At 32.3% G+C, this 21,264-nt stretch carries 19 protein-coding genes; 11 read left to right on the forward strand and 8 right to left on the reverse strand.

Features of this window, described 5'->3' with window-relative positions:
• Positions 1-284: 284 nt before the first annotated feature.
• The 8 genes from AC3ASS_RS07325 to dnaA all read right to left on the reverse strand — a co-directional run bounded on the left by AC3ASS_RS07325 (position 285) and on the right by dnaA (position 10,532).
• Positions 285-1,358 (reverse strand): HD-GYP domain-containing protein, encoded by a 1,074-nt coding sequence (locus tag AC3ASS_RS07325; protein WP_488282865.1) that lies wholly within the window; start codon positions 1,356-1,358, stop codon positions 285-287.
• A gap of 131 nt (positions 1,359-1,489) precedes the next feature.
• Entirely contained in the window at positions 1,490-3,994 is a 2,505-nt protein-coding gene (gene gyrA / locus AC3ASS_RS07330; RefSeq protein ID WP_488282866.1) for a DNA gyrase subunit A, read from the reverse strand.
• 117 nt (positions 3,995-4,111) lie between these two features.
• On the reverse strand, positions 4,112-6,034 hold the full coding sequence (gene gyrB, locus AC3ASS_RS07335) for a DNA topoisomerase (ATP-hydrolyzing) subunit B (protein ID WP_488282893.1): 1,923 nt from the start codon (positions 6,032-6,034) through the stop codon (positions 4,112-4,114).
• Between the two features lie 53 nt (positions 6,035-6,087).
• Entirely contained in the window at positions 6,088-6,327 is a 240-nt protein-coding gene (gene remB / locus AC3ASS_RS07340; RefSeq protein ID WP_488282867.1) for an extracellular matrix regulator RemB, read from the reverse strand.
• Between the two features lie 8 nt (positions 6,328-6,335).
• A complete protein-coding gene (gene recF / locus AC3ASS_RS07345; protein ID WP_488282868.1) occupies positions 6,336-7,454 on the reverse strand; it encodes a DNA replication/repair protein RecF in 1,119 nt (372 codons plus the stop codon).
• Positions 7,455-7,471: 17 nt separating this feature from the next.
• The gene (gene yaaA / locus AC3ASS_RS07350) at positions 7,472-7,690 is read right to left on the reverse strand and encodes a S4 domain-containing protein YaaA (protein ID WP_488282869.1); all 219 of its coding nucleotides are present in this window, start codon (positions 7,688-7,690) and stop codon (positions 7,472-7,474) included.
• A gap of 166 nt (positions 7,691-7,856) precedes the next feature.
• On the reverse strand, positions 7,857-8,993 hold the full coding sequence (gene dnaN, locus AC3ASS_RS07355) for a DNA polymerase III subunit beta (RefSeq protein WP_488282870.1): 1,137 nt from the start codon (positions 8,991-8,993) through the stop codon (positions 7,857-7,859).
• 189 nt (positions 8,994-9,182) lie between these two features.
• Positions 9,183-10,532: a chromosomal replication initiator protein DnaA gene (gene dnaA / locus AC3ASS_RS07360; RefSeq protein ID WP_488282871.1), complete on the reverse strand. Its 1,350-nt coding sequence runs from the start codon at positions 10,530-10,532 to the stop codon at positions 9,183-9,185.
• Positions 10,533-11,084: 552 nt separating this feature from the next.
• On the opposite strand from dnaA, the gene rpmH reads away from it, so the two are divergent.
• From rpmH to AC3ASS_RS07415, 11 genes are all read left to right on the forward strand, one after another.
• Positions 11,085-11,219 carry a 50S ribosomal protein L34 gene (gene rpmH / locus AC3ASS_RS07365; protein ID WP_488282872.1) on the forward strand — a complete coding sequence of 45 codons (135 nt, stop codon included), beginning with the start codon at positions 11,085-11,087 and terminating at the stop codon, positions 11,217-11,219.
• Positions 11,220-11,345: 126 nt separating this feature from the next.
• Positions 11,346-11,708 carry a ribonuclease P protein component gene (gene rnpA / locus AC3ASS_RS07370; RefSeq protein ID WP_488282873.1) on the forward strand — a complete coding sequence of 121 codons (363 nt, stop codon included), beginning with the start codon at positions 11,346-11,348 and terminating at the stop codon, positions 11,706-11,708.
• A gap of 113 nt (positions 11,709-11,821) precedes the next feature.
• A complete protein-coding gene (gene spoIIIJ, locus AC3ASS_RS07375; protein WP_488282874.1) occupies positions 11,822-12,595 on the forward strand; it encodes a YidC family membrane integrase SpoIIIJ in 774 nt (257 codons plus the stop codon).
• The gene (jag, locus tag AC3ASS_RS07380; protein WP_488282875.1) at positions 12,592-13,212 is read left to right on the forward strand and encodes an RNA-binding cell elongation regulator Jag/EloR; all 621 of its coding nucleotides are present in this window, start codon (positions 12,592-12,594) and stop codon (positions 13,210-13,212) included. The genes spoIIIJ and jag overlap by 4 nt, the downstream gene beginning before the upstream one ends.
• Positions 13,213-13,633: 421 nt before the next feature.
• Positions 13,634-15,019, forward strand: a complete 1,386-nt coding sequence (mnmE, locus tag AC3ASS_RS07385; RefSeq protein ID WP_488282876.1) for a tRNA uridine-5-carboxymethylaminomethyl(34) synthesis GTPase MnmE — start codon at positions 13,634-13,636, stop codon at positions 15,017-15,019.
• A 33-nt stretch (positions 15,020-15,052) separates the two neighbouring features.
• Positions 15,053-16,945 (forward strand): tRNA uridine-5-carboxymethylaminomethyl(34) synthesis enzyme MnmG, encoded by a 1,893-nt coding sequence (gene mnmG / locus AC3ASS_RS07390; RefSeq protein WP_488282877.1) that lies wholly within the window; start codon positions 15,053-15,055, stop codon positions 16,943-16,945.
• A gap of 20 nt (positions 16,946-16,965) precedes the next feature.
• Positions 16,966-17,682 (forward strand): 16S rRNA (guanine(527)-N(7))-methyltransferase RsmG, encoded by a 717-nt coding sequence (gene rsmG, locus AC3ASS_RS07395; protein WP_488282878.1) that lies wholly within the window; start codon positions 16,966-16,968, stop codon positions 17,680-17,682.
• 109 nt (positions 17,683-17,791) lie between these two features.
• Positions 17,792-18,661 carry a nucleoid occlusion protein gene (noc, locus tag AC3ASS_RS07400; RefSeq protein WP_488282879.1) on the forward strand — a complete coding sequence of 290 codons (870 nt, stop codon included), beginning with the start codon at positions 17,792-17,794 and terminating at the stop codon, positions 18,659-18,661.
• 216 nt (positions 18,662-18,877) lie between these two features.
• Entirely contained in the window at positions 18,878-19,639 is a 762-nt protein-coding gene (locus tag AC3ASS_RS07405) for a ParA family protein (protein WP_488282880.1), read from the forward strand.
• Positions 19,632-20,480 (forward strand): ParB/RepB/Spo0J family partition protein, encoded by an 849-nt coding sequence (locus AC3ASS_RS07410; RefSeq protein ID WP_488282881.1) that lies wholly within the window; start codon positions 19,632-19,634, stop codon positions 20,478-20,480. The genes AC3ASS_RS07405 and AC3ASS_RS07410 overlap by 8 nt, the downstream gene beginning before the upstream one ends.
• 73 nt (positions 20,481-20,553) lie before the next feature.
• Positions 20,554-21,258, forward strand: a complete 705-nt coding sequence (locus AC3ASS_RS07415; protein WP_488282882.1) for a DUF554 domain-containing protein — start codon at positions 20,554-20,556, stop codon at positions 21,256-21,258.
• Positions 21,259-21,264 lie beyond the last annotated feature (6 nt).

Consider the following 21,264-nt stretch of genomic DNA (forward strand, 5'->3'; position numbering starts at 1 on the left):
CATGTATTAGGCACGCCGCCAGCGTTCGTCCTGAGCCAGGATCAAACTCTCCAATAAGTAGTTTGATTGCTCAAAATAATTGACTAGCATGTTTCTTTAGACGCTTTGTTTTGTTCAGTTTTCAAGGTTCAAATTTTCAACAGCGACTTTTATATAATAACAAGATTCTTTTATAGTGTCAACAACTTTTTATAAAAAATTATTTTGTTAATGACCTTTCAGATTATAACAACGCTACACTTGTTTATTCAATAGATTAATAATAATTAGAAAGACTTAAATGATTAGATTAAAATATCATCAATATTAATACTTTTATTCTTTATTAAATTAATAATTTGATTCGTTTCAATTATTTTAATCAATGGTCTTGTCTGATCATGATTATGGATAAATACAATCTCTCCTACCAATTGATTAGACAATTTTACTCTTACACCAATTGATGCTTGTGTAATCAAACTAGTAAAAGCGTTTAATATTTTTACATCAAATTTTCCAAAATAATCTTTTCTCATTTCATCCAATACTTTAAATGGAGAGGTTGGTTGATCAGATGTACATATATTTTCGTGATAGCTTTCCGCTACACTAATAATCTTTGAATATAAGTGTAATTTTTGTTCCTTGTCACCTAATGGGTATCCTGTTCCATCGATTTTTTCATGGTGTTGAAGGACAGCAAGTTTTGTTTCATTTTTTAATGAAGGGATGTTTTGAATCATTTTATAACTATGAATTGGATGTGTTTTATACTCTTTTCTATCTTTGTCTGTTAACACGGATTTATGTAGTATAAATGGGTCAATTTTGGATAAACCGGAATCACATAGACAACCGGCAAGTGCAATTTGAAGTCTTTCTCCAGAACTAATATTTAATGTTTTTGCTATATAACTGCTTAATAAAGCTGTTGCAATAGAATGATGGTAAATATAATCGGACTTCGTAACATATTTATGCAATACCAATAATTCAAAACTATTTTTATCTAATAGATCAATTAAAGGTAGAATAATTTTTCTTATTTTTGAAATATCCACTGGTATCCCTGATTGCCAATATTGAAATTCTTTCTTATATGATTGTACAGCCATTACATATTCTTTTTTAAAGATCGAATTACTTTTATGTTCTATAATTACTTCTTCCCTTGCTACTTCTCTTTCAGCAACTTTTTTAAAAGTTGGATTTGGGACACTATTTACATGTACTTCCTTTATTAAAAAAGCTTTTAAAACAGATATATGTTCTGATGTTAATATTGTTTTTCTTCTCATAATCGGCTTATTAGAAAGCCCTACCACATCTTCCAATAGCTCGTACCCTTCTTTTAAGTTTTCGACTTTTACTAACATCGCTCATACCCCTTCATTGAATTGCCATATATTTATTTTATTTAAAATTTTTAATTTTTTCTATAATAGTCGTGTAGAACATAAAAAAAAATCACCAACTCTTTTGAGTGGTGATAACAATTGCATTTCATTTATTCATCATTTTCCTTTTCTATTGAATCTGAATGGTTGTCTTCATTATTCTCATCGTCTAACGGATGATCCTGATCTTCTTTTTCTACTATTGCTACTGACGCAACCGATTCGTTTTTATCCAATTTTATTAATTTTACACCAACTGTATTTCTGCCCATTCTTGAAATATCACTAATTGCCATACGAATGAGTATTCCACCAGCAGTGATTAACATGAGATCATCGTCTTCAGTTACAGCCTTCATAGCGACAAGAGGACCGTTCTTCTCTGTTATATTGCAAGTTTTGATTCCTTTTCCCCCACGTCCTTGAACACGATATTCTGATGCAGGTGTTCTTTTTCCGTAACCATTTTTTGTAACGATCAATACATCATTATCTTCAGATAAAATTTCCATTCCTATTACTTCATCATCGCTATCTAAAGTAATCCCTTTAACTCCTGTTGCCGTTCTTCCCATGGATCGAACATCGGTTTCTGGAAAACGAATAAGCATACCTTTTCTCGTTCCAATAATTATATGGCTTTTTCCGTCTGTTAATCGTACGGATATTAATTCATCGCCTTCTCTTAAATGAATAGCAATTAATCCGCTTGTTCTAATATTAGAAAAACTTGATAATGGGGAACGCTTAGAAATCCCTTCTTTTGTTGTAAAGAATAAATAACAATCTTCTTCAAATTCTTCTACTGGAATAATTGCATTTATCCATTCATCTTTATCGATTTCTAATAAATTAATGATTGGAAGTCCTTTCGCTGTACGACCATATTCAGGGATTTCATAACCCTTTAATCGGTATACTTTTCCTTTATTCGTAAAGAAAAGAATAGTATCATGAGTTGACGTAGTTAATAAATGTTCAACGAAGTCATCTTCATTGGTCCCCATCCCTTGAACTCCTCGTCCTCCACGTTTTTGAGCACGATAAGTTGATAAAGGAAGTCGCTTAATATATCCATTATGTGTAAGTGTTATGACAACATTTTCTTGCGGGATTAAATCCTCATCTTCGATTTGATCAAGTCCACCAGATACGATTTCAGTTCTACGAGTATCATTGTAACGTTCTTTTATTTCTTCTAACTCTGTTCGAATAATATCAAGTAATTTTTCTTCGTCAGCCAAAATCGATTTTAATTCTGCAATTAGACGGATTAATTCTTGATATTCTTCCTCAATTTTAGATCTTTCTAACCCCGTTAAGCGTTGCAAACGCATGTCTAAAATCGCTTGTGCTTGTTTTTCAGAAAGATTAAATCGAGACATTAACCCTTCGCGGGCAATATCTGTAGTTTCAGAATTACGAATTAAAGTAATCACTTCATCTAGATGATCTAATGCTACTCTTAACCCTTCTAAAATATGTGCACGTGCCTCGGCTTTTCTAAGTTCAAATTGAGTACGTCTTCGAATAACGACTTTTTGATGATCTAAATAATGTTGTAACGCTTGTTTAAGATTTAATACCTTTGGTTGGCCATCCACTAATGCCAGCATATTTATTCCAAAAGTTGTTTGTAATGCCGTTTGTTTATATAAATTATTTAATAATACATTTGCATTTACATCTTTTCTTAGTTCAATAACAATACGAAGACCATTTCTATCTGATTCGTCTCGTAAATCTGTAATACCGTCAATTTTCTTATCTCTGGCAAGTTCAGCGATTTTTTCAATAAGTCTTGCTTTATTCACTTGATAAGGTATCTCTGTAACGATAATCATCGGTTTACCGTTAACCTTTTCTTCTATTTCAACTCTTGCTCGTAAAGTAATTGACCCACGTCCAGTTTCATAGGCTTTTCTTATACCACTTCTACCAAGAATTAATCCTGCAGTTGGGAAATCAGGTCCAGGTATTATTTCCATTAATTCATGTATGGATATATCCGGATTTCTACTTACAGCCAATACTCCATCAATGACTTCACCTAATTGATGTGGTGGAATATTTGTAGCCATTCCAACTGCAATACCGGAAGAACCATTTACTAATAAATTTGGAAACCTTGCTGGTAAAACCATTGGTTCTTTTTCTTGGCCGTCATAGTTATCTTGATAATCAATTGTATCTTTGTTTATATCTCTAAGAAGCTCCATGGAAATTTTGGACATACGAGCCTCTGTATAACGCATGGCAGCAGCAGAGTCACCATCAACAGAACCAAAGTTTCCGTGACCGTCAACTAACATGTAACGATAGTTAAAATCTTGCGCCATTCTAACCATCGTGTCATAAACCGCTTGATCACCATGAGGATGATATTTACCAATTACCTCTCCGACAATACGAGCTGACTTTTTAAATGGTTTATCAGCAGTCATTCCTAAATCATGCATGGCATATAAAATACGACGATGCACAGGTTTTAATCCGTCTCGAACGTCAGGAAGAGCACGAGAAACAATAACGCTCATGGCATAATCTAAGAATGAAGATTTCATTTCACTACTTATATTTACTTCTTCAACTCTTGATTTTGGAGTTTCTTCCATTGAGAGCAACCTCCTTTGAGTAAAACGGTCTCTCTGTTTTAGGTTTTATACCTTTTAATTAAAAAATTAAGCAATTCATCAATAGAAAAAAGGAAGGATACATCAAATGATGATCCTTTATATATCTAAGTTTTTCACATACATGGCATTTTCTTCAATAAATTGTCTTCTTGGCTCCACTCGGTCACCCATTAATACTTCAAAAGTTTCATCAACTTCAATAGCATCATTTAAACTTACCTGCAGTAAAGTTCTTGTTTCCGGATTCATAGTTGTTTCCCATAATTGTTCAGGGTTCATTTCTCCTAATCCTTTATAACGTTGAATACTTGGTTTTGGCTGTTGAGGCAACTCTCCAAGAATTTTTTCTAGCTGTTTATCATTGTAGGCATACTCAATTCTCTTACCTTGTTGGATTTTATATAAAGGAGGTTGAGCTATATAAACATATCCTGCCTCTATAATTTGTCTCATATAGCGATAAAAGAATGTAAGCAATAGAGTACGAATATGTGCACCGTCAACATCCGCATCCGTCATAATGACAATTTTATGATACCTTGCTTTTGAAATATCAAAATCTTCTCCAATTCCTGTACCAATGGCAGTGATGATTGTTCTTACTTCATTATTAGATAAAATTTTATCTAATCTTGCTTTTTCTACGTTTAATATCTTACCTCTTAACGGTAAAATAGCTTGAAAATGACGATCTCTACCTTGTTTAGCAGAACCTCCAGCAGAATCTCCCTCAACGATATAGAGTTCACTAATAGCTGGGTCTTTCGATGAACAATCTGCCAATTTTCCTGGGAGACTCGAAATTTCTAAAGCATTTTTGCGTCTAGTTAATTCACGTGCTTTTTTTGCAGCAATCCGAGCTCTAGCTGCAACTACACCTTTTTCAACTATCTTTTTTGAAACTGATGGATTTTCTAATAAAAATTGCTCAAATTTTTCAGAAAAAATTGCATCTGTAATTGCTCTTGCTTCAGAATTTCCTAGTTTCGTTTTTGTTTGTCCTTCAAATTGCGGATTAGGATGTTTGATGGACACTATAGCTGTTAATCCTTCTCGTACATCTTCACCCGATAAATTTGGTTCATTTTCTTTGAAAATATTATGTTTTCTTGCATAATCATTAATTACTCGTGTTAAAGCTGTTTTAAATCCAGATTCATGAGTACCACCTTCGTAGGTGTTAATATTGTTGGCAAATGAGTAAATATTGCTTGTATAACCTTCATTATATTGAAGTGCAATTTCAACTATAATTCCATCTTTTTCGCCTTCAATAAAAATCGGTTCTTCATGCAACACTTCTTTCGTGCGGTTTAAATGTTCAACGTAAGATTTAATTCCACCTTCGTAGTGATATTCATTTTTACGTTTATTTTCCCGCTTGTCTTCTAAGGTAATTTTTATTCCTTTATTTAAAAATGCCAGTTCACGTATGCGATTGGCTAGCGTATCATAATCAAATACTGTTGTTTCCGTAAATATCTCTGGATCTGGTTTAAAGTGAGTGGTCGTACCTGTTCGATCTGTTTCTCCAACAATTTTTAAATCTTCTTTTGGTACGCCTCGTTCATAACTTTGGTAATATATATGGCCATCACGGTGGACAAAAACTTCCAATTCTGATGAAAGAGCGTTTACTACTGAAGCACCTACACCGTGTAAACCACCAGAAACTTTATATCCTCCACCACCAAATTTACCTCCTGCATGGAGGACTGTCATAATTACTTCAACAGCTGGTCTCCCCATTTTTTCATGAATCCCAACTGGAATACCTCGTCCATTATCTGAAACTGTTATACTATTGTCACTTTCTATGACAACATTTATTTCTGTACAATAACCAGCAAGTGCCTCATCAATACTATTATCAACAATTTCCCAAACGAGATGATGTAATCCCTTTACACTCGTTGAACCAATGTACATTCCCGGTCTTTTTCGTACAGCTTCCAATCCTTCTAAAACTTGTATCTGATTTTCGTCGTATTCTACTGCGTTCATTTGTTTTTGTTCCATTGCCATCTTAATCACCTACGCTTTCTATACAATGAAAATACGGACTATTTCAATTAACTGATTTCTATCTGCCTTCTTTTCAATGTTAATGTTGAAAGGGGAGATAGAAAAATTTTGTCTTGCGTTATTACCATAGATTTGCCTAAGCCGTTCGATAAATCTATAACCTTTTCTTCATGATGTGAGAAAAATTCTATTAATAGAGGTGACGAATCTTTCATATCTTTAATATTTATAATTGCTATGATCTCTTTTGACCAAACGATACAATCTTCCCCTATATTTATAAACATATCTCACCTCATCTAGTTCTTATCATCTCACCTAGTTTTACATGATATATAGCAGCTTCTTTTAACGTTTCATGATCAATTCCATCAATACTAGTTGTTGTAACAAAAGTTTGTACTTTTCCTTGTATTGTATTTAGTAGGTGAGACTGGCGGTAATCATCCAGTTCCGATAAAACATCATCCAATAATAAAATCGGATATTCACCAATTTCAGAATGGATTAATTCAATTTCTGCTAATTTTACTGATAATGCAGTTGTTCTTTGTTGACCTTGTGAACCAAATGTTTGAACATCTCGGTCATTAACATAAAAGATTACATCATCTCGATGAGGGCCGAATAATGTTGTACCACGTTCAATCTCTTTTGCTTTTATTGTATCAAATTTGTATTTGAATTCTGTTATCATTTTTGTCAAGTCATCGTTCTCTGATACATCAATGGTCGGTTTATATTGAATCTTTAATGTTTCATTACCTCTAGAAATATTTAAATGAATCTCTTTTGCCCAATTTTCAAGTAAACTTAAAAACTCAAACCTTTTTTTCACTATTCTAGCTGCTAATGTAACCATTTGCTCGGTTAAGATTTCCAACATTGCTTCGTCTGATTGCTTCCTAGTTTGTAAGAGCTTTAAATAATGATTTCTTTGTTGCAATACTTTTTGATATTGACTAATATCATGTAAATAGACTGGGGAAACTTGTCCAATTTCCATATCAATAAAACGTCTCCGAATCATTGGACTCCCTTTAACTAAATTTAAGTCTTCTGGTGCAAAAATTACTACATTCATATGTCCTACATATTGGCTGAGTTTAGACTGTTCAATATGGTTTACCTTAGCCTTTTTACCTTTTTTAGAAATGGTTAGTTCAATAGGAATGGATCCGCTTTGCTTTTCAATTCTACCTTCTATTTTAGCATAATCTTTATCCCACCGAATGAGTTCTTTATCATTTGAAGTTCGGTGGGATTTTGCCATTGCTAAAACAAAAATGGACTCCATAACATTCGTTTTCCCTTGGGCATTTTCCCCAATAATGACATTAACTTTATTTTCAAATGAAATTTCTAGCTCATTATAACTTCTATAATTTTTTAATTTTAAGTGATGTATGAACATAATAGACATCCTCTAAGTTATCTGCTATTTATAACAAATTCACCAATATTGGGTATTAAAATATGATCTCCTTTTCTCAGTTTTCGTCCTCTTCTTTGATCCAATTCGCCATTTATATACACTTGGTGTTCTGAAAGAAACCATTTCGCCATACCACCAGTTTGAATAATATCAGCATGTTTTAAAAATTGGCCAAGTGTAATATATTCCGTTTCAATAATAATTTCTTTTTTCATATCGCTTTCCTTTCTTACCCTAATAGTTTATTTTACTAAATATTTTATCCACTGACAAAGTATTCATAAGATATGAGTGGTTTTCAATATGTTATGAATACATCGGAGATATACTTTTTCTCTATATAAGGAAAACTGCTGGAGTGACCAGCAGTTGCATGATTGCTTAATATGTTCGAACAGGTAAAATCAATTGTAATATGGAATCGTCATCTACTGAACGAATGACAAATGGTCTCATTGCTCCGGTAAAGTTAATTGTAATTTCTGTTCCTTCTAAAGCTTTTAAAGCATCCATCATATATTTTGGACTGAACGAAATTTTTAACTCTTCACCAGTGATTTGGACACTTTTTACTTTTTCAACAACTTTACCAACTTCAGGAGTATTGGATGATATTTCGATATAATTGTCTTCTAATGTTGATAATTTAACGACGTTATTTCTATTTTCTCTTGCCAATAAGGAAGCCCGATCAATTGCTTGAAGAAAATCTTTTGTATTTAAAATAACTTCTGTTTTACTATCTGTAGGAATTAGTCTAGACGTATCTGGATAATTTCCATCTAGTAGACGAGAGAAAAATAGTAAATGTTTTGTTTTGAATAAGATTTGATTATTTGTTATTACAATTTGAACAGGTTCATTTGTGTCTTCTAAGATTTTATATAGTTCATTTAAGCTTTTTCCTGGAATGACAACATTATATTGAGATGATGGATCAATTTGAATGATTCCCTTTCTTAAAGCTAATCGATGACTATCAGTAGCAACACATAATAATTCACCATTTTCTATTTTCCAATTAACACCTGTTAACACTGGTCTAGTTTCTGAAGTAGAAACCGCAAATACCGTTTGACGAATAAATGTTTTTAATATGTCTGTAGGAATACTAAATACATTTTCTTCTTCTATTTGAGGTAATAATGGATACTCTTCAACATCTAATCCATTTAAATTAAATTCAGCATTTCCTGAACGGATAATTGTTTGGAGATGATTTTCTACTTTAATCTCTACATCATCTTCTGGTAATTTACGAACAATTTCATTAAAGAATTTTGCTTGTAAAACAATTCCACCTTGCTCTTTAATATCTACTAATTCATCCCCATCCTCTTCTTTAGGTATAAATGATTCTATTGAAATATCTGAATCACTTCCTGTTAATGTTACTCCCTCAGAAGAAGCTACGATTTTAATACCTGTTAAAATTGGTATAGTGGTTCTTGAAGTTACTGCTTTCATCACGTCTTGTACACTTTGAACAAGTCGCTCTTTTTGGATAAAAAATCTCATAAAAAATTTCCTCCAAATGCATAATTTATTATTTATTTAATATAAAAAGATAATATTAATAGTACTAGGACTTGTGAATATGTGGATAAATAGAAAAGATGAAAGGAAACACAGTCTATCCACATGTGGACAGACTGTGTGTAATGAATGAAAAGTTATACACAATCCTCACAACTCTGTTTAATCATACTACATTTTTAAAATGTTTTTAATCTCTTTTATATGTTGTTGTAATTCTTGGTCTGTTTGAAGAAGTTTAGAAATCTTTTCATGTGCATGAATAACGGTTGTATGGTCTCTTCCGCCAAATTCATATCCTATTTTCGGTAATGAAAAATCTGTTAATTCTCTAGATAAATACATGGCCACTTGTCTTGGAAACGCAATTGACTTCGTTCTCTTTTTTGCTTTGAAGTCTTCTAATTTCACGTTGTAATGTTGGCCGACAGCTCTTTGAATATCTTGAATCGTTATTACTTTTGGTTTCGAACTTGGAATAATATCTTTTAATGCCTCAGCAGCTAAATCTACATTAATATCTCGATTAATTAACGAAGAATAAGCTACGACTCTAATAAGAGCCCCTTCGAGTTCACGAATATTGGAATCAATTTGATTGGCAATATAACTCATCGCTTCATTTGGTATGTCTAATCCTTCAGCTTTCGCTTTTTTCCTTAAGATTGCTATACGTGTTTCTAAATCTGGAGGTGTTATGTCAGTAATTAATCCCCATTCGAACCGTGAACGTAACCGATCTTCTAAAGTTGGTATTTCTTTAGGAGGGCGATCACTGGAGATAACGATTTGTTTACTTTCTTCATGCAAAGCATTAAAAGTATGGAAAAATTCCTCTTGAGTTGATTCTTTTCCAGCTAGGAATTGAATATCGTCTATTAAAAGGACATCGACGTTTCGATATTTATTTCGAAAATCTACAGCTTTGTTATCGCGAATGGAGTTTATAAATTCGTTTGTAAATTTTTCCGAAGATAAGTATAAAACTTTAGCTGAAGGGTTATGTTCAAGTACATAATGTCCAATTGCATGCATTAAATGAGTTTTTCCTAATCCAACACCACCGTATATAAATAGAGGGTTATAAGCTTTTGCAGGTGCTTCTGCAACGGCCAATGAAGCTGCATGAGCAAATCGATTGCCGGAGCCTATGACAAAGGTATCAAACGTATATTTAGGATTTAACATATGTTGAGGTAATTCTATTTGATCTTCTTGTTCTTTTGGTCCCTTTTTGGGAGCTCCTTGAAATTGAACATATTCATCTTGCTGATTTTGGGGAATGATAAATTTTACATTTAATCGCTCACCAATTAAGTCATAAACTGTATTAGAAATGAGATCTGTATAATGTCCCTCTAACCAGTCACGAGCAAATTCATTAGGAGCTTCTATCGTTAAGGTTAAATCTTTTAAAGAATGGGCTTTTGTCGACTTTAACCATGTATCAAAACTAGGTTTACTTATTTTTTTCTCTATTATTGATAGAGCCCTTCCCCATAGATCATCTATGTTTTCCAAGCTTTTTCCCTCCTAAATTAAAAAAACATAAAACTAAAATAGTTTTCATAAATATATATTTAAAGACAGTATTCGAAATAAAGTTGCATGTGGATAAGTATATATTATAGAAGAAATTATCCTTTTCGACAAAATCCACTATATGTGGACAACTTTTTTCCATAGTTATGAATAACATGTCCACATATTATCCACAAATTGTGGATAACGAGATTTATCAACAAAAAAAATTAATATAAAAGCACAATAATAATATCAAATTATCCTTTATGTTGCAATGGTTTAAATAAAATATCCACAACACCAACCTAGTGTTGATATTTTTTGTCCACAGCCATTGATTATGTGAAAAAGTTGTCGATAACACATGTGGATATTTTAAGTTTTGTCGAAATGTTATCCACATTTTATACAAAATCGATCATGTTCATTATCTGTAACGAAAGTTCATAGTGGTTTGAATATTTTGCAAAGAGTTGACAGATGCACTAATTCGTTTATATAATTTATTAGACTGTCTTAAACAGCTATTCCTCAGGGAGGTGTCATATAATGAAACGTACGTATCAACCAAATAAAAGAAAAAGAAGTAAAGTTCATGGTTTCCGTAATCGTATGAGTACTAAAAATGGACGTAAAGTTCTTGCGCGTCGTCGAGCTAAAGGTAGAAAAGTTTTATCAGCATAGACCACTGAAAAACATCAGTGGTCTTTTTTTCAAAAATATGTATAATTATTGTTTTTCCGTATAATCATAGTATTTTGTGGTAACAAATGCTTCTATATGTCTCATAATTTCTGATAGGGTGTTATCATGAAAAAGGAATATCGAATAAAAAAAAATGAAGAGTTTCAAGAGGTTTTCAAGAAGGGAAGATCTTTTGCTAATAAACAATTTGTATTGTATTTGTTAGAAAAAAAAGAACAAGAACATTTTCGAATTGGTTTGTCTGTTAGTAAAAAGATAGGTAATGCTGTTTTAAGAAATAAAATAAAACGATATATTCGGGAAGTTTTCCATGAATTAAAAGATCAAGTAAAACCTAATTATGACTATATCATTATCGCCAGAAAGCCAGTAGCAGAAATGACATATCATGAGGTAAAAAATAGTTTAATTCATGTATTAAAAGTTGCTAGAATTTTATCTAATAATAATGAGATGAAAACTTCTTAAATTTTAATAGAAATTTTCACATAAGAGTAATAAAAATGGTAAAATACTCGTTAAAAGGAGTCATTTTTCTCGGACATGCTATACATACTTGAGTCGCAGTAAGGAGGAGCATTGTGAAAAAGAAAATTTTTCTACTCGTAAGTTTAGTTTTAATTGTAGCTATTCTTTCAGGGTGTACGGAAGTGGATCAAGATATTACTGCTGAAAGTAAAGGATTCTGGAATCAATTTATTGTTTATCCTCTTTCAAGCTTAATTGTAATGATCTCTGAATTTTTTGGAGAAAGCTATGGTTTAGGTATTATTATTGTTACCATTTTAATTCGTTTAGTTTTATTACCATTAATGATTAAACAAACAAAAAGCTCTAAAGCAATGCAGTTAATTCAACCAGAAATACAAAAACTTCGTGAAAAATATAGTTCTAAAGACGCGGTAACCCAACAAAAATTACAACAAGAAATGATGAAACTGTTCCAAGAATATGGGGTTAACCCTTTGGCTGGATGTCTACCGTTGCTCATTCAAATGCCGATTTTAATTGGTTTTTATCATGCAATTGTTCGTACTCCTCAGATTAAAGAACATACATTTCTTTGGTTTGATTTAGGGCAGACAGACCCTTATTACATCTTACCTTTAGTTGCAGGGCTCACTACGTTTATTCAACAGAAATTGATGATGGCTGGCCAAGAAGCAAATCCTCAAATGACAATGATGTTATGGTTAATGCCAATTATGATTACGGTATTTGCGATGATGTTCCCAACTGCATTATCTCTATATTGGGTAGTTGGTAACATATTCATGATTATTCAAACATATTTTATTAAAGCGCCGGATCGAAAAAATATCGCTGAAAATAAAGCGGGAGGAGCTAAAAAGTGAAACAAGTAACTGCTACGGGGCAAACGGTTGATGAGGCGATCAATTCTGCACTATCACAGTTACAAACAACGAGGGAATATGTAGATATAACAATCATTGATCAAGGGAAAAAGGGATTGTTCGGAGTTTTCGGGGCAAGACCTGCTGTGATTAAAGTAACAGTCAAAATTGATCCTGTAGAAGAAGCAAAAAAGTTTTTGATGAATGTATGTAAAGAAATGGATGCACCAATTGAAATTAATACGAGAAAAGAAGGAAAAAATATTTATTTTGATATTGTTAGTGATAAATCGGCATTGTTGATTGGAAAAAGAGGACAAACATTAAACTCGTTACAGTATTTAACTCAATTAGTGTTAAATAAATATACAAAACAATATTTAACTGTAATTTTAGATGTAGAAAACTACAGGCAAAAACGAATGGAAACTTTAATTGAATTAGCTAATAAGCTTGCGAACCAAGCAGTTAGAATGAATAAAGAAATATCTTTGGAACCTATGCCTTCATATGAAAGAAAAATTATTCATACAGCATTATCCAATCATGAACAAGTAATGACATTTTCAACCGGGACAGAACCAAATCGGTATATTGTAATCAGTCCGAAGCAATAAAAAAACTAGAAAAACTAGAATCTGAAGATATACCTTCAGATTCTAGTTTTTTTATTGTAAATAGATTTTATAGATTTTGTATTCCATGGATAGCAACACATGAGTTTTTTCCTGAGGAAATTTTTGTTGGAAATATGCAATTAGCGACTAATTATATTATCGATTTTTTAAAAGTTAGATTTACACTCAAAAAAGTTTATCAATTTTTAAATAATTATCCACAATAAAAAAAGAAGATGATAAAAAATTGTTATTCACATGTGGATAAGATAAAATGAATGAAAGAAAAATATCTACATGTGAATAGAGTTTCGATAATGAAATATTTTGTGTTATTCTATTATCTTGAGGAATTTCAAGAATATTATGTTGGGTTCATATATTTATTATGTAATGTTGGATAAGAATTGAGGTGATATATATGGAGTTTGATACAATTGCTGCGATATCGACTCCAATGGGGGAAGGCGCCATTGCTATTGTAAGATTAAGTGGTGATCACTCCATTAGCATTGTTGATAGAATATTTAAAAGTCCTAAAGGGAAAAAATTAATAGATGTAAATAGTCATACTATTCATTATGGGCATATTATTGATCCAAAATCGAATGAAATTATTGAAGAAGTCATGGTTTCCGTTATGAAAGGACCGAATACATTCACAAGGGAAAATGTAGTTGAAATAAACTGTCATGGCGGTTTAATGACTGTTAATCGTGTGCTGCAAATGGTACTAAATGAAGGAGCAAGATTAGCGGAACCAGGAGAATTTACAAAGAGAGCTTTTTTAAATGGTCGAATCGATTTATCGCAAGCTGAAGCAGTCATGGACTTAATTCGTGCAAAAACCGATCGCGCAATGAATGTTGCATTGGGCCAAATGGAAGGAAGACTATCGAAATTAATAAAAAAATTACGTCAAGAAATACTTGAAATTCTTGCACATGTTGAGGTTAATATTGATTATCCCGAATATGATGACGTGGAAGAAATGACTCATCAAATGCTTCTTGAAAAATCAACTTATGTTAGAGAGGAAATAAAGAAGCTTTTACAAACAGCACAACAAGGGAAAATATTAAGAGAAGGTCTTTCAACAGTAATTATTGGTCGTCCAAATGTCGGGAAGTCATCGTTACTAAATAGCTTGGTCCATGAAAATAAAGCAATCGTCACGGACATACCTGGAACAACAAGAGATGTTATTGAAGAGTATGTCAACGTTCGCGGTGTTCCGTTAAAACTGGTTGACACAGCTGGTATCCGCGAAACAGAAGATATTGTTGAAAGAATTGGTGTAGAACGTTCGAAGAAAGTATTAAGTAAAGCAGATTTAATATTACTTGTATTGAATTATTCGGAAGAATTAACAATAGAGGATGAAAATTTATTTAAAGCCGTTAAAGGCATGGATTTCATAGTCATTATAAATAAAACTGATTTACCTCAAAAAATAAATTTAGATAAGGTAAAAGAATTAGCGAATGGTTCTCCGGTTATCACCACTTCTTTAAAAGAAGATAGAGGTGTAGATGAACTGGAAGAGGCTATTGCTAACATGTTTTTTTCTGGAACAATAGAATCTAAAGATATAACTTATGTAACGAATTCACGTCATATAGCTTTACTTAATCAAGCATTAAAATCAATTGAAGATGCGATTGAAGGTGTAGAATTAGGAACACCTATTGATATCGTGCAGATAGATTTAACAAAAACATGGGAAACGTTAGGGGAAATTATTGGTGATACTATTCATGAAAGTTTGATTGACCAATTATTTTCTCAATTTTGTTTAGGAAAATAATTAAATTTCTTATAGAAAAGGAGGAGCATCATAATGAAAACATATGATGCAGGTCATTATGATGTCATCGTTGTTGGTGCTGGTCATGCCGGTTGCGAAGCCGGATTAGCTGCAGCGAGATTAGGTGCAAAAACACTTATCATTACTATAAATTTAGATATGGTAGCCTTTATGCCATGTAATCCGTCTATTGGAGGACCAGCTAAGGGAATCGTTGTTCGAGAGATTGATGCATTGGGCGGAGAAATGGCTAAAAATATTGATAAAACTTACATTCAAATGAGAATGTTAAATACCGGAAAAGGACCGGCTGTACGTGCATTAAGAGCACAAGCCGATAAATTTTTATATCAACAAGAAATGAAAAATACTCTTGAGAAAGAGGAAAATTTAACCCTTTTACAAGGAATGGTTGAGAAACTTATTGTTGAAAATGGAGTTTGTAAAGGGGTTATGACAAAAACAGGAGCTATTTATCATTCTAAAACCGTTATTTTAACGACAGGAACTTTTTTACGTGGTGAAATCATTATTGGGGAATTAAAGTATTCTAGTGGTCCTAATAATCAACAGCCATCCATCAAATTATCTGAGCATTTAGAAGAACTTGGTTTTAAATTAGTTCGTTTTAAAACTGGGACTCCTCCACGTGTAAAAAGCGATACGATTGATTATAGTAAAACAGAAATACAACCAGGTGATGAAGAAGAACGTGCTTTTTCTTATGAAACGACAAAATTTATTACGGATCAACTTCCATGTTGGTTAACGTATACAACAGAACAAACACATAGAATCATTGATGAAAACTTGCATAGATCTCCAATGTTCTCAGGAATGATTAAAGGGACTGGTCCTAGATATTGTCCTTCAATTGAAGATAAAGTTGTACGTTTTCATGATAAACCTCGCCACCAAATCTTTTTAGAACCTGAAGGAAGAAATACACAAGAAGTTTACGTTCAAGGTTTGTCTACAAGCCTTCCAGAAGAAATTCAAAGAAAATTATTAGAATCAGTACCGGGATTAGAAAATGCTCAGTTAATGAGAGCCGGTTATGCAATTGAATATGATGCTATTGTACCTACTCAACTTTGGCCAACGTTAGAAACAAAATTAATAAAAAATCTATATACAGCTGGACAAATCAATGGCACTTCAGGTTATGAAGAAGCGGCAGGACAAGGAATTATGGCGGGAATTAATGCAGCTAGAAGGGCATTTAATAAAGAGGAAGTCATATTAAGCCGTTCCGATGCTTATATAGGTGTATTAATTGATGATTTAGTGACAAAAGGTACAAACGAACCATATAGACTATTGACTTCAAGGGCAGAATATCGGTTATTATTGCGCCATGATAACGCTGATTTACGTCTAACAGAATTAGGTTACCAAATGGGTTTAATTTCAGAAGAACGATATCAAAAATTTATACAAAAGAAAAAAGATATTGAAGAAGAAATTAATCGTTTGAAAGGGATTATTATTAAACCTAACGAAAAAACTCAATCTTTAATTCGTGAAATTGGCGGTTCTGAATTAAAAGATGGAGTCCGCGCTTCAGATTTTCTTAGAAGACCAGAAGTAAATTATAACCATATTAAAACTTTAGTTCCGCCTGAAAAGGAATATTCAAAAGAAGTAGAGGAACAGGTTGAAATTCAAATTAAGTATGAAGGGTATATTGAAAAATCTTTGCAACAAGTAGAACGTCTGAAGAAAATGGAAGATAAAAAAATTCCGGAAAATATTGATTATGATGCTATTAATGGATTAGCGAATGAAGCAAAACAAAAATTAAAAGAAATTCGCCCATTGTCCATTGCTCAGGCATCAAGAATTTCGGGAGTTAATCCAGCTGATATTTCAATATTGCTTGTTTATTTAGAGCAAGGAAAAATTGCTAGAGTTTCCAATCAATAATATAATTAGGATGAGTTCAAATGAATGAGAAACTATTTATCCAATTATTACAAGAAAAAGGGATTCAATTAACGGATTTTCAAATCAATCAGTTTAAACAATATTATTCTTTATTAATTGAATGGAATCAAAAAATGAATTTAACAGCCATTACTGATCGTGATGAAGTGTATTTAAAACATTTTTTTGATTCATTAACTGCTACTTTCTATTATGATTTTAATCAATCATTAAATGTTTGTGATGTAGGAGCAGGCGCAGGATTTCCTAGCCTGCCCATAAAAATAGCATTTCCGCATCTTCGGGTAACTATTGTAGATTCTTTAAATAAAAGGATCCAATTTTTAAATCATTTAGCAAAAGAATTACAATTAACAGATGTCCATTTTTATCATGATCGTGCAGAAACATTTGGACAAAGTAGTTTACATCGTGAAAATTATGATGTGGTTATGGCAAGAGCTGTTGCTAAATTGTCGGTATTAAGTGAATTTTGTTTACCTTTAGTAAAAGTTAACGGAACTTTTATTGCAATGAAGGGTTCAAATGCCAAAGAGGAAATTGAAACAGGGAAACGTGCGATACATACATTAGGTGGAACTATTGATGATATTCACTCTTTTCAATTGCCGATTGAGGATAGTGAAAGAAATATTGTCATAATCAAAAAGAAAAATTCAACACCAAAAAAATATCCAAGAAAGCCTGGTATGCCAGTGAAATCACCTCTGGAATAGTTCGTTCCATTTGGGGGTCAAGGGGGAAATAAATATTGATGCAAAAGAAGGAACTTTCCAATAAAAAGAGAACTATAATTAGGGAGTTTCATAAAGGTGGTGTGGAGCAATGAAGCATCCATTTTCACGCTTTTTTGGGATAAGTGAAAAAGAAGAACAAGTCGAAGATGTTAAATCTGAAAAAGAACTCACAAAAGAACAGGAAGAGATTCAACAAATCCCAATAAATAAAATTGTGCCAAATCGCTTTCAACCCAGGACGGTTTTTGATCATGAAAAAATAGAAGAATTAGCGCGAACTATTCATACACACGGGATTATCCAACCAATTGTTGTCCGTGAAATCGATAATGATCAATATGAATTAATTGCTGGTGAGCGGCGCTGGCGTGCAGTTCAAACGTTAGGGTGGGAGTATGTTCCTGCCATTATAAAGAATTTTAATGATACGGAGACAGCTTCTGTTGCGTTAATTGAAAATTTACAACGTGAGGAATTGTCTCCAATAGAAGAAGCTATGGCTTATGGTAAGTTATTAGAAATGCATAATCTTACTCAAGAGGCACTTGCGCAAAGGTTGGGAAAAGGGCAATCCACAGTTGCTAATAAATTAAGATTACTTAAATTACCAACTGAGGTTCAGGATGCACTCTTAAATAAAACAATCACGGAAAGACATGCAAGAGCGTTAATCCCATTAAAAAATCCTGAAGAGCAAGTAAAACTATTAAAAGAAATTATAGAAAAAAATCTAAATGTAAAACAAACAGAAGAAAGAGTAAATAAGATATTAAATCCAGTTAGTCAAAAACCAAAGCAAAGACGTTTTTCATTTAGTAAAGATATGAGGATAGCTGTTAATACAATTAGGCAATCATTAAATATGGTCACCGATAGTGGAATTGAATTAGATTCGGAAGAAGAAGATTTTGAGGATTATTATCAGATAACAATAAAAATCCCAAAAAAGAAAAAATAATAGATATGTTGAGGATCTTGGATAACCAAGCTCCTTTATTTTTTTTGATTTCAACAAGATTGATAAAGTTCGAAATTGTAAAGTTTTATTATTAATTCCATTAATTAATGTAGGATATTCCTTTATTTTTTTTTCGAAAAAAAGATAATAAACGATTTTTCATGATAAAATAAAAGAAATTTAAAAGAATAATAGGTTTTGAAAGTAGGTGACAACGTGGGTAAAATCATATCAATTGCCAATCAAAAAGGAGGAGTTGGGAAAACAACTACTTCTGTTAATTTAGGGGCATGTTTAGCATACATAGGAAAAAAAGTTTTGTTAGTAGATATTGACCCGCAAGGTAATGCAACAAGTGGGATTGGAATAGAAAAAGCTGATGTTCAACAATGTATTTATGATGTTTTAGTAGATGACATAGACCCTTATAAAGCGATAATGAGTACACAAGTAGAGGGCTTATATACTATTCCGGCAACGATTCAGTTAGCCGGTGCAGAAATTGAATTAGTGTCTACCATTTCAAGAGAAGTTCGACTTAAAAGGGCACTAGAACAAGTAAAAGATCATTTTGACTATATTATCATTGATTGCCCCCCTTCATTAGGTTTATTGACAATTAATGCTTTAACTGCTTCAGATACTGTCCTTATTCCAGTTCAATGTGAATATTACGCGTTAGAAGGACTTAGTCAATTGTTAAATACTGTTCGTTTGGTACAAAAACATTTGAATAAAGAGCTAATGATTGAAGGCGTTTTATTAACGATGTTAGATGCACGGACAAATCTAGGTCTTCAAGTAATTGATGAAGTAAAAAAATACTTTCAAGATAAAGTGTACCAAACGGTTATTCCTAGAAATATCCGTTTAAGCGAAGCGCCAAGTCATGGGCAACCAATTATTATTTATGATCCAAAGTCTAGGGGAGCAGAGGTTTATTTAGACTTAGCTAAGGAAGTGGTAGCAAATGGCTAAAGGTTTAGGAAAAGGGATCAACGCTTTATTTTCACACCTAGATACCAACCAAGAAGAGACAGTACAAGAAATTTCAATTAAAGAATTACGACCGAATCCATATCAACCTAGGAAAATATTTAATGAAGAAGCTATTGAAGGATTAAAACAATCCATTCAGGAGCATGGAATTTTACAACCAATAATTGTTCGGAAAAGTATTAAAGGGTATGAAATTGTAGTTGGTGAAAGAAGATTTAGGGCTGCTAAAGAGGCGAAATTAGAAAAAGTTCCAGTAGTTGTTAGAGATTTAAGTGATCAACAAATGATGGAACTAGCAGTTTTAGAAAATTTACAACGTGAAGATTTAACACCCATTGAAGAGGGAAACGCTTATAAAATGTTAATGGAACGTTTAAATCTTACACAAGAAGAATTAGCTAAACGATTAGGCAAAAGCAGACCGCATATTGCTAATTTAGTTCGGCTCCTTTCACTTCCTCAAGACATTCAACAATTAGTTTCTGACGGTAAATTATCTATGGGACATGCTAGAGCTTTATTAGGTCTAAAAAATAAAAATAAAATGAAGCCTTTAGCTGAAAAAGTAATGAAAGACGGACTTAATGTTCGCCAACTTGAATTATTGATTCAACAATTAAATCAAAATGTTTCACGTGAAACAAAAAAGAAAAAGCCACCAAAAGATATATTTATTCAAGAACAAGAATCAATATTACGTGAAAAATTCGGGACAACTGTTACCATAACGCAAATGAAGAAAAAAGGGAAAATTGAAATCGAATTTTTCTCCAAAGAGGATTTAGAAAGAATTTTAGAAATATTAGATTCAAATCAATAAAATTATGATAAGAGGGACCATCAAATGGATGGTTTCTTTTTATATGAATTAAATCGTGACAGAAGGTGAAAACGTGGTATTACTAGGTACAACAGTAAATGCTTTAACGATTATTGTTGGCACATTGATTGGAAAGTTACTTTCAAAAATTCCTGAAAACATGAAAAACACTGTAATGAAGGGAATAGGATTAACGGTAATTGTTTTAGGAATGCAAATGGCTATAAAAAGTAATAATTTCCTTATTGTTATATTAAGTATTGTATTTGGTGCTATGCTCGGAGAATTTATTGATTTGGATAAAATGTTAAATCGGCTTGGAAAATGGATCGAAAGAAAAATAAATTTAAAAGGCGAAGGAAATATCTCTCAAGGTTTTGTAACAGCAACCTTAATTTTTGTCATAGGTGCTATGGCAATTGTTGGTGCATTAGATAGTGGTATACGAGGAAACCATGATGTCTTGTTTACAAAAGCAATAATTGATGGATTTACAGCAATAATATTAACGACAACATTAGGTATTGGAGTCATATTTTCTTCTATCTCGGTTTTTCTTTATCAAGGGTTAATTGCAATTTTTGCTAATCAAATTCATCTATTTGTTCCTCAAGAATTAATGGATTCATTTATTACCGAAATGACGTCAGTAGGGGGAATAATGATTTTAGCAATTGGATTGAATTTATCCAATATATCAAATATAAGAGTTGCAAACCTATTACCAGGCATCTTAGTCGTCGCAATTATCGTTACATTGTTGTATTTTATTCCATAGTAAAAG

Source organism: Bacillus sp. JST-5 (genome assembly GCF_057747715.1).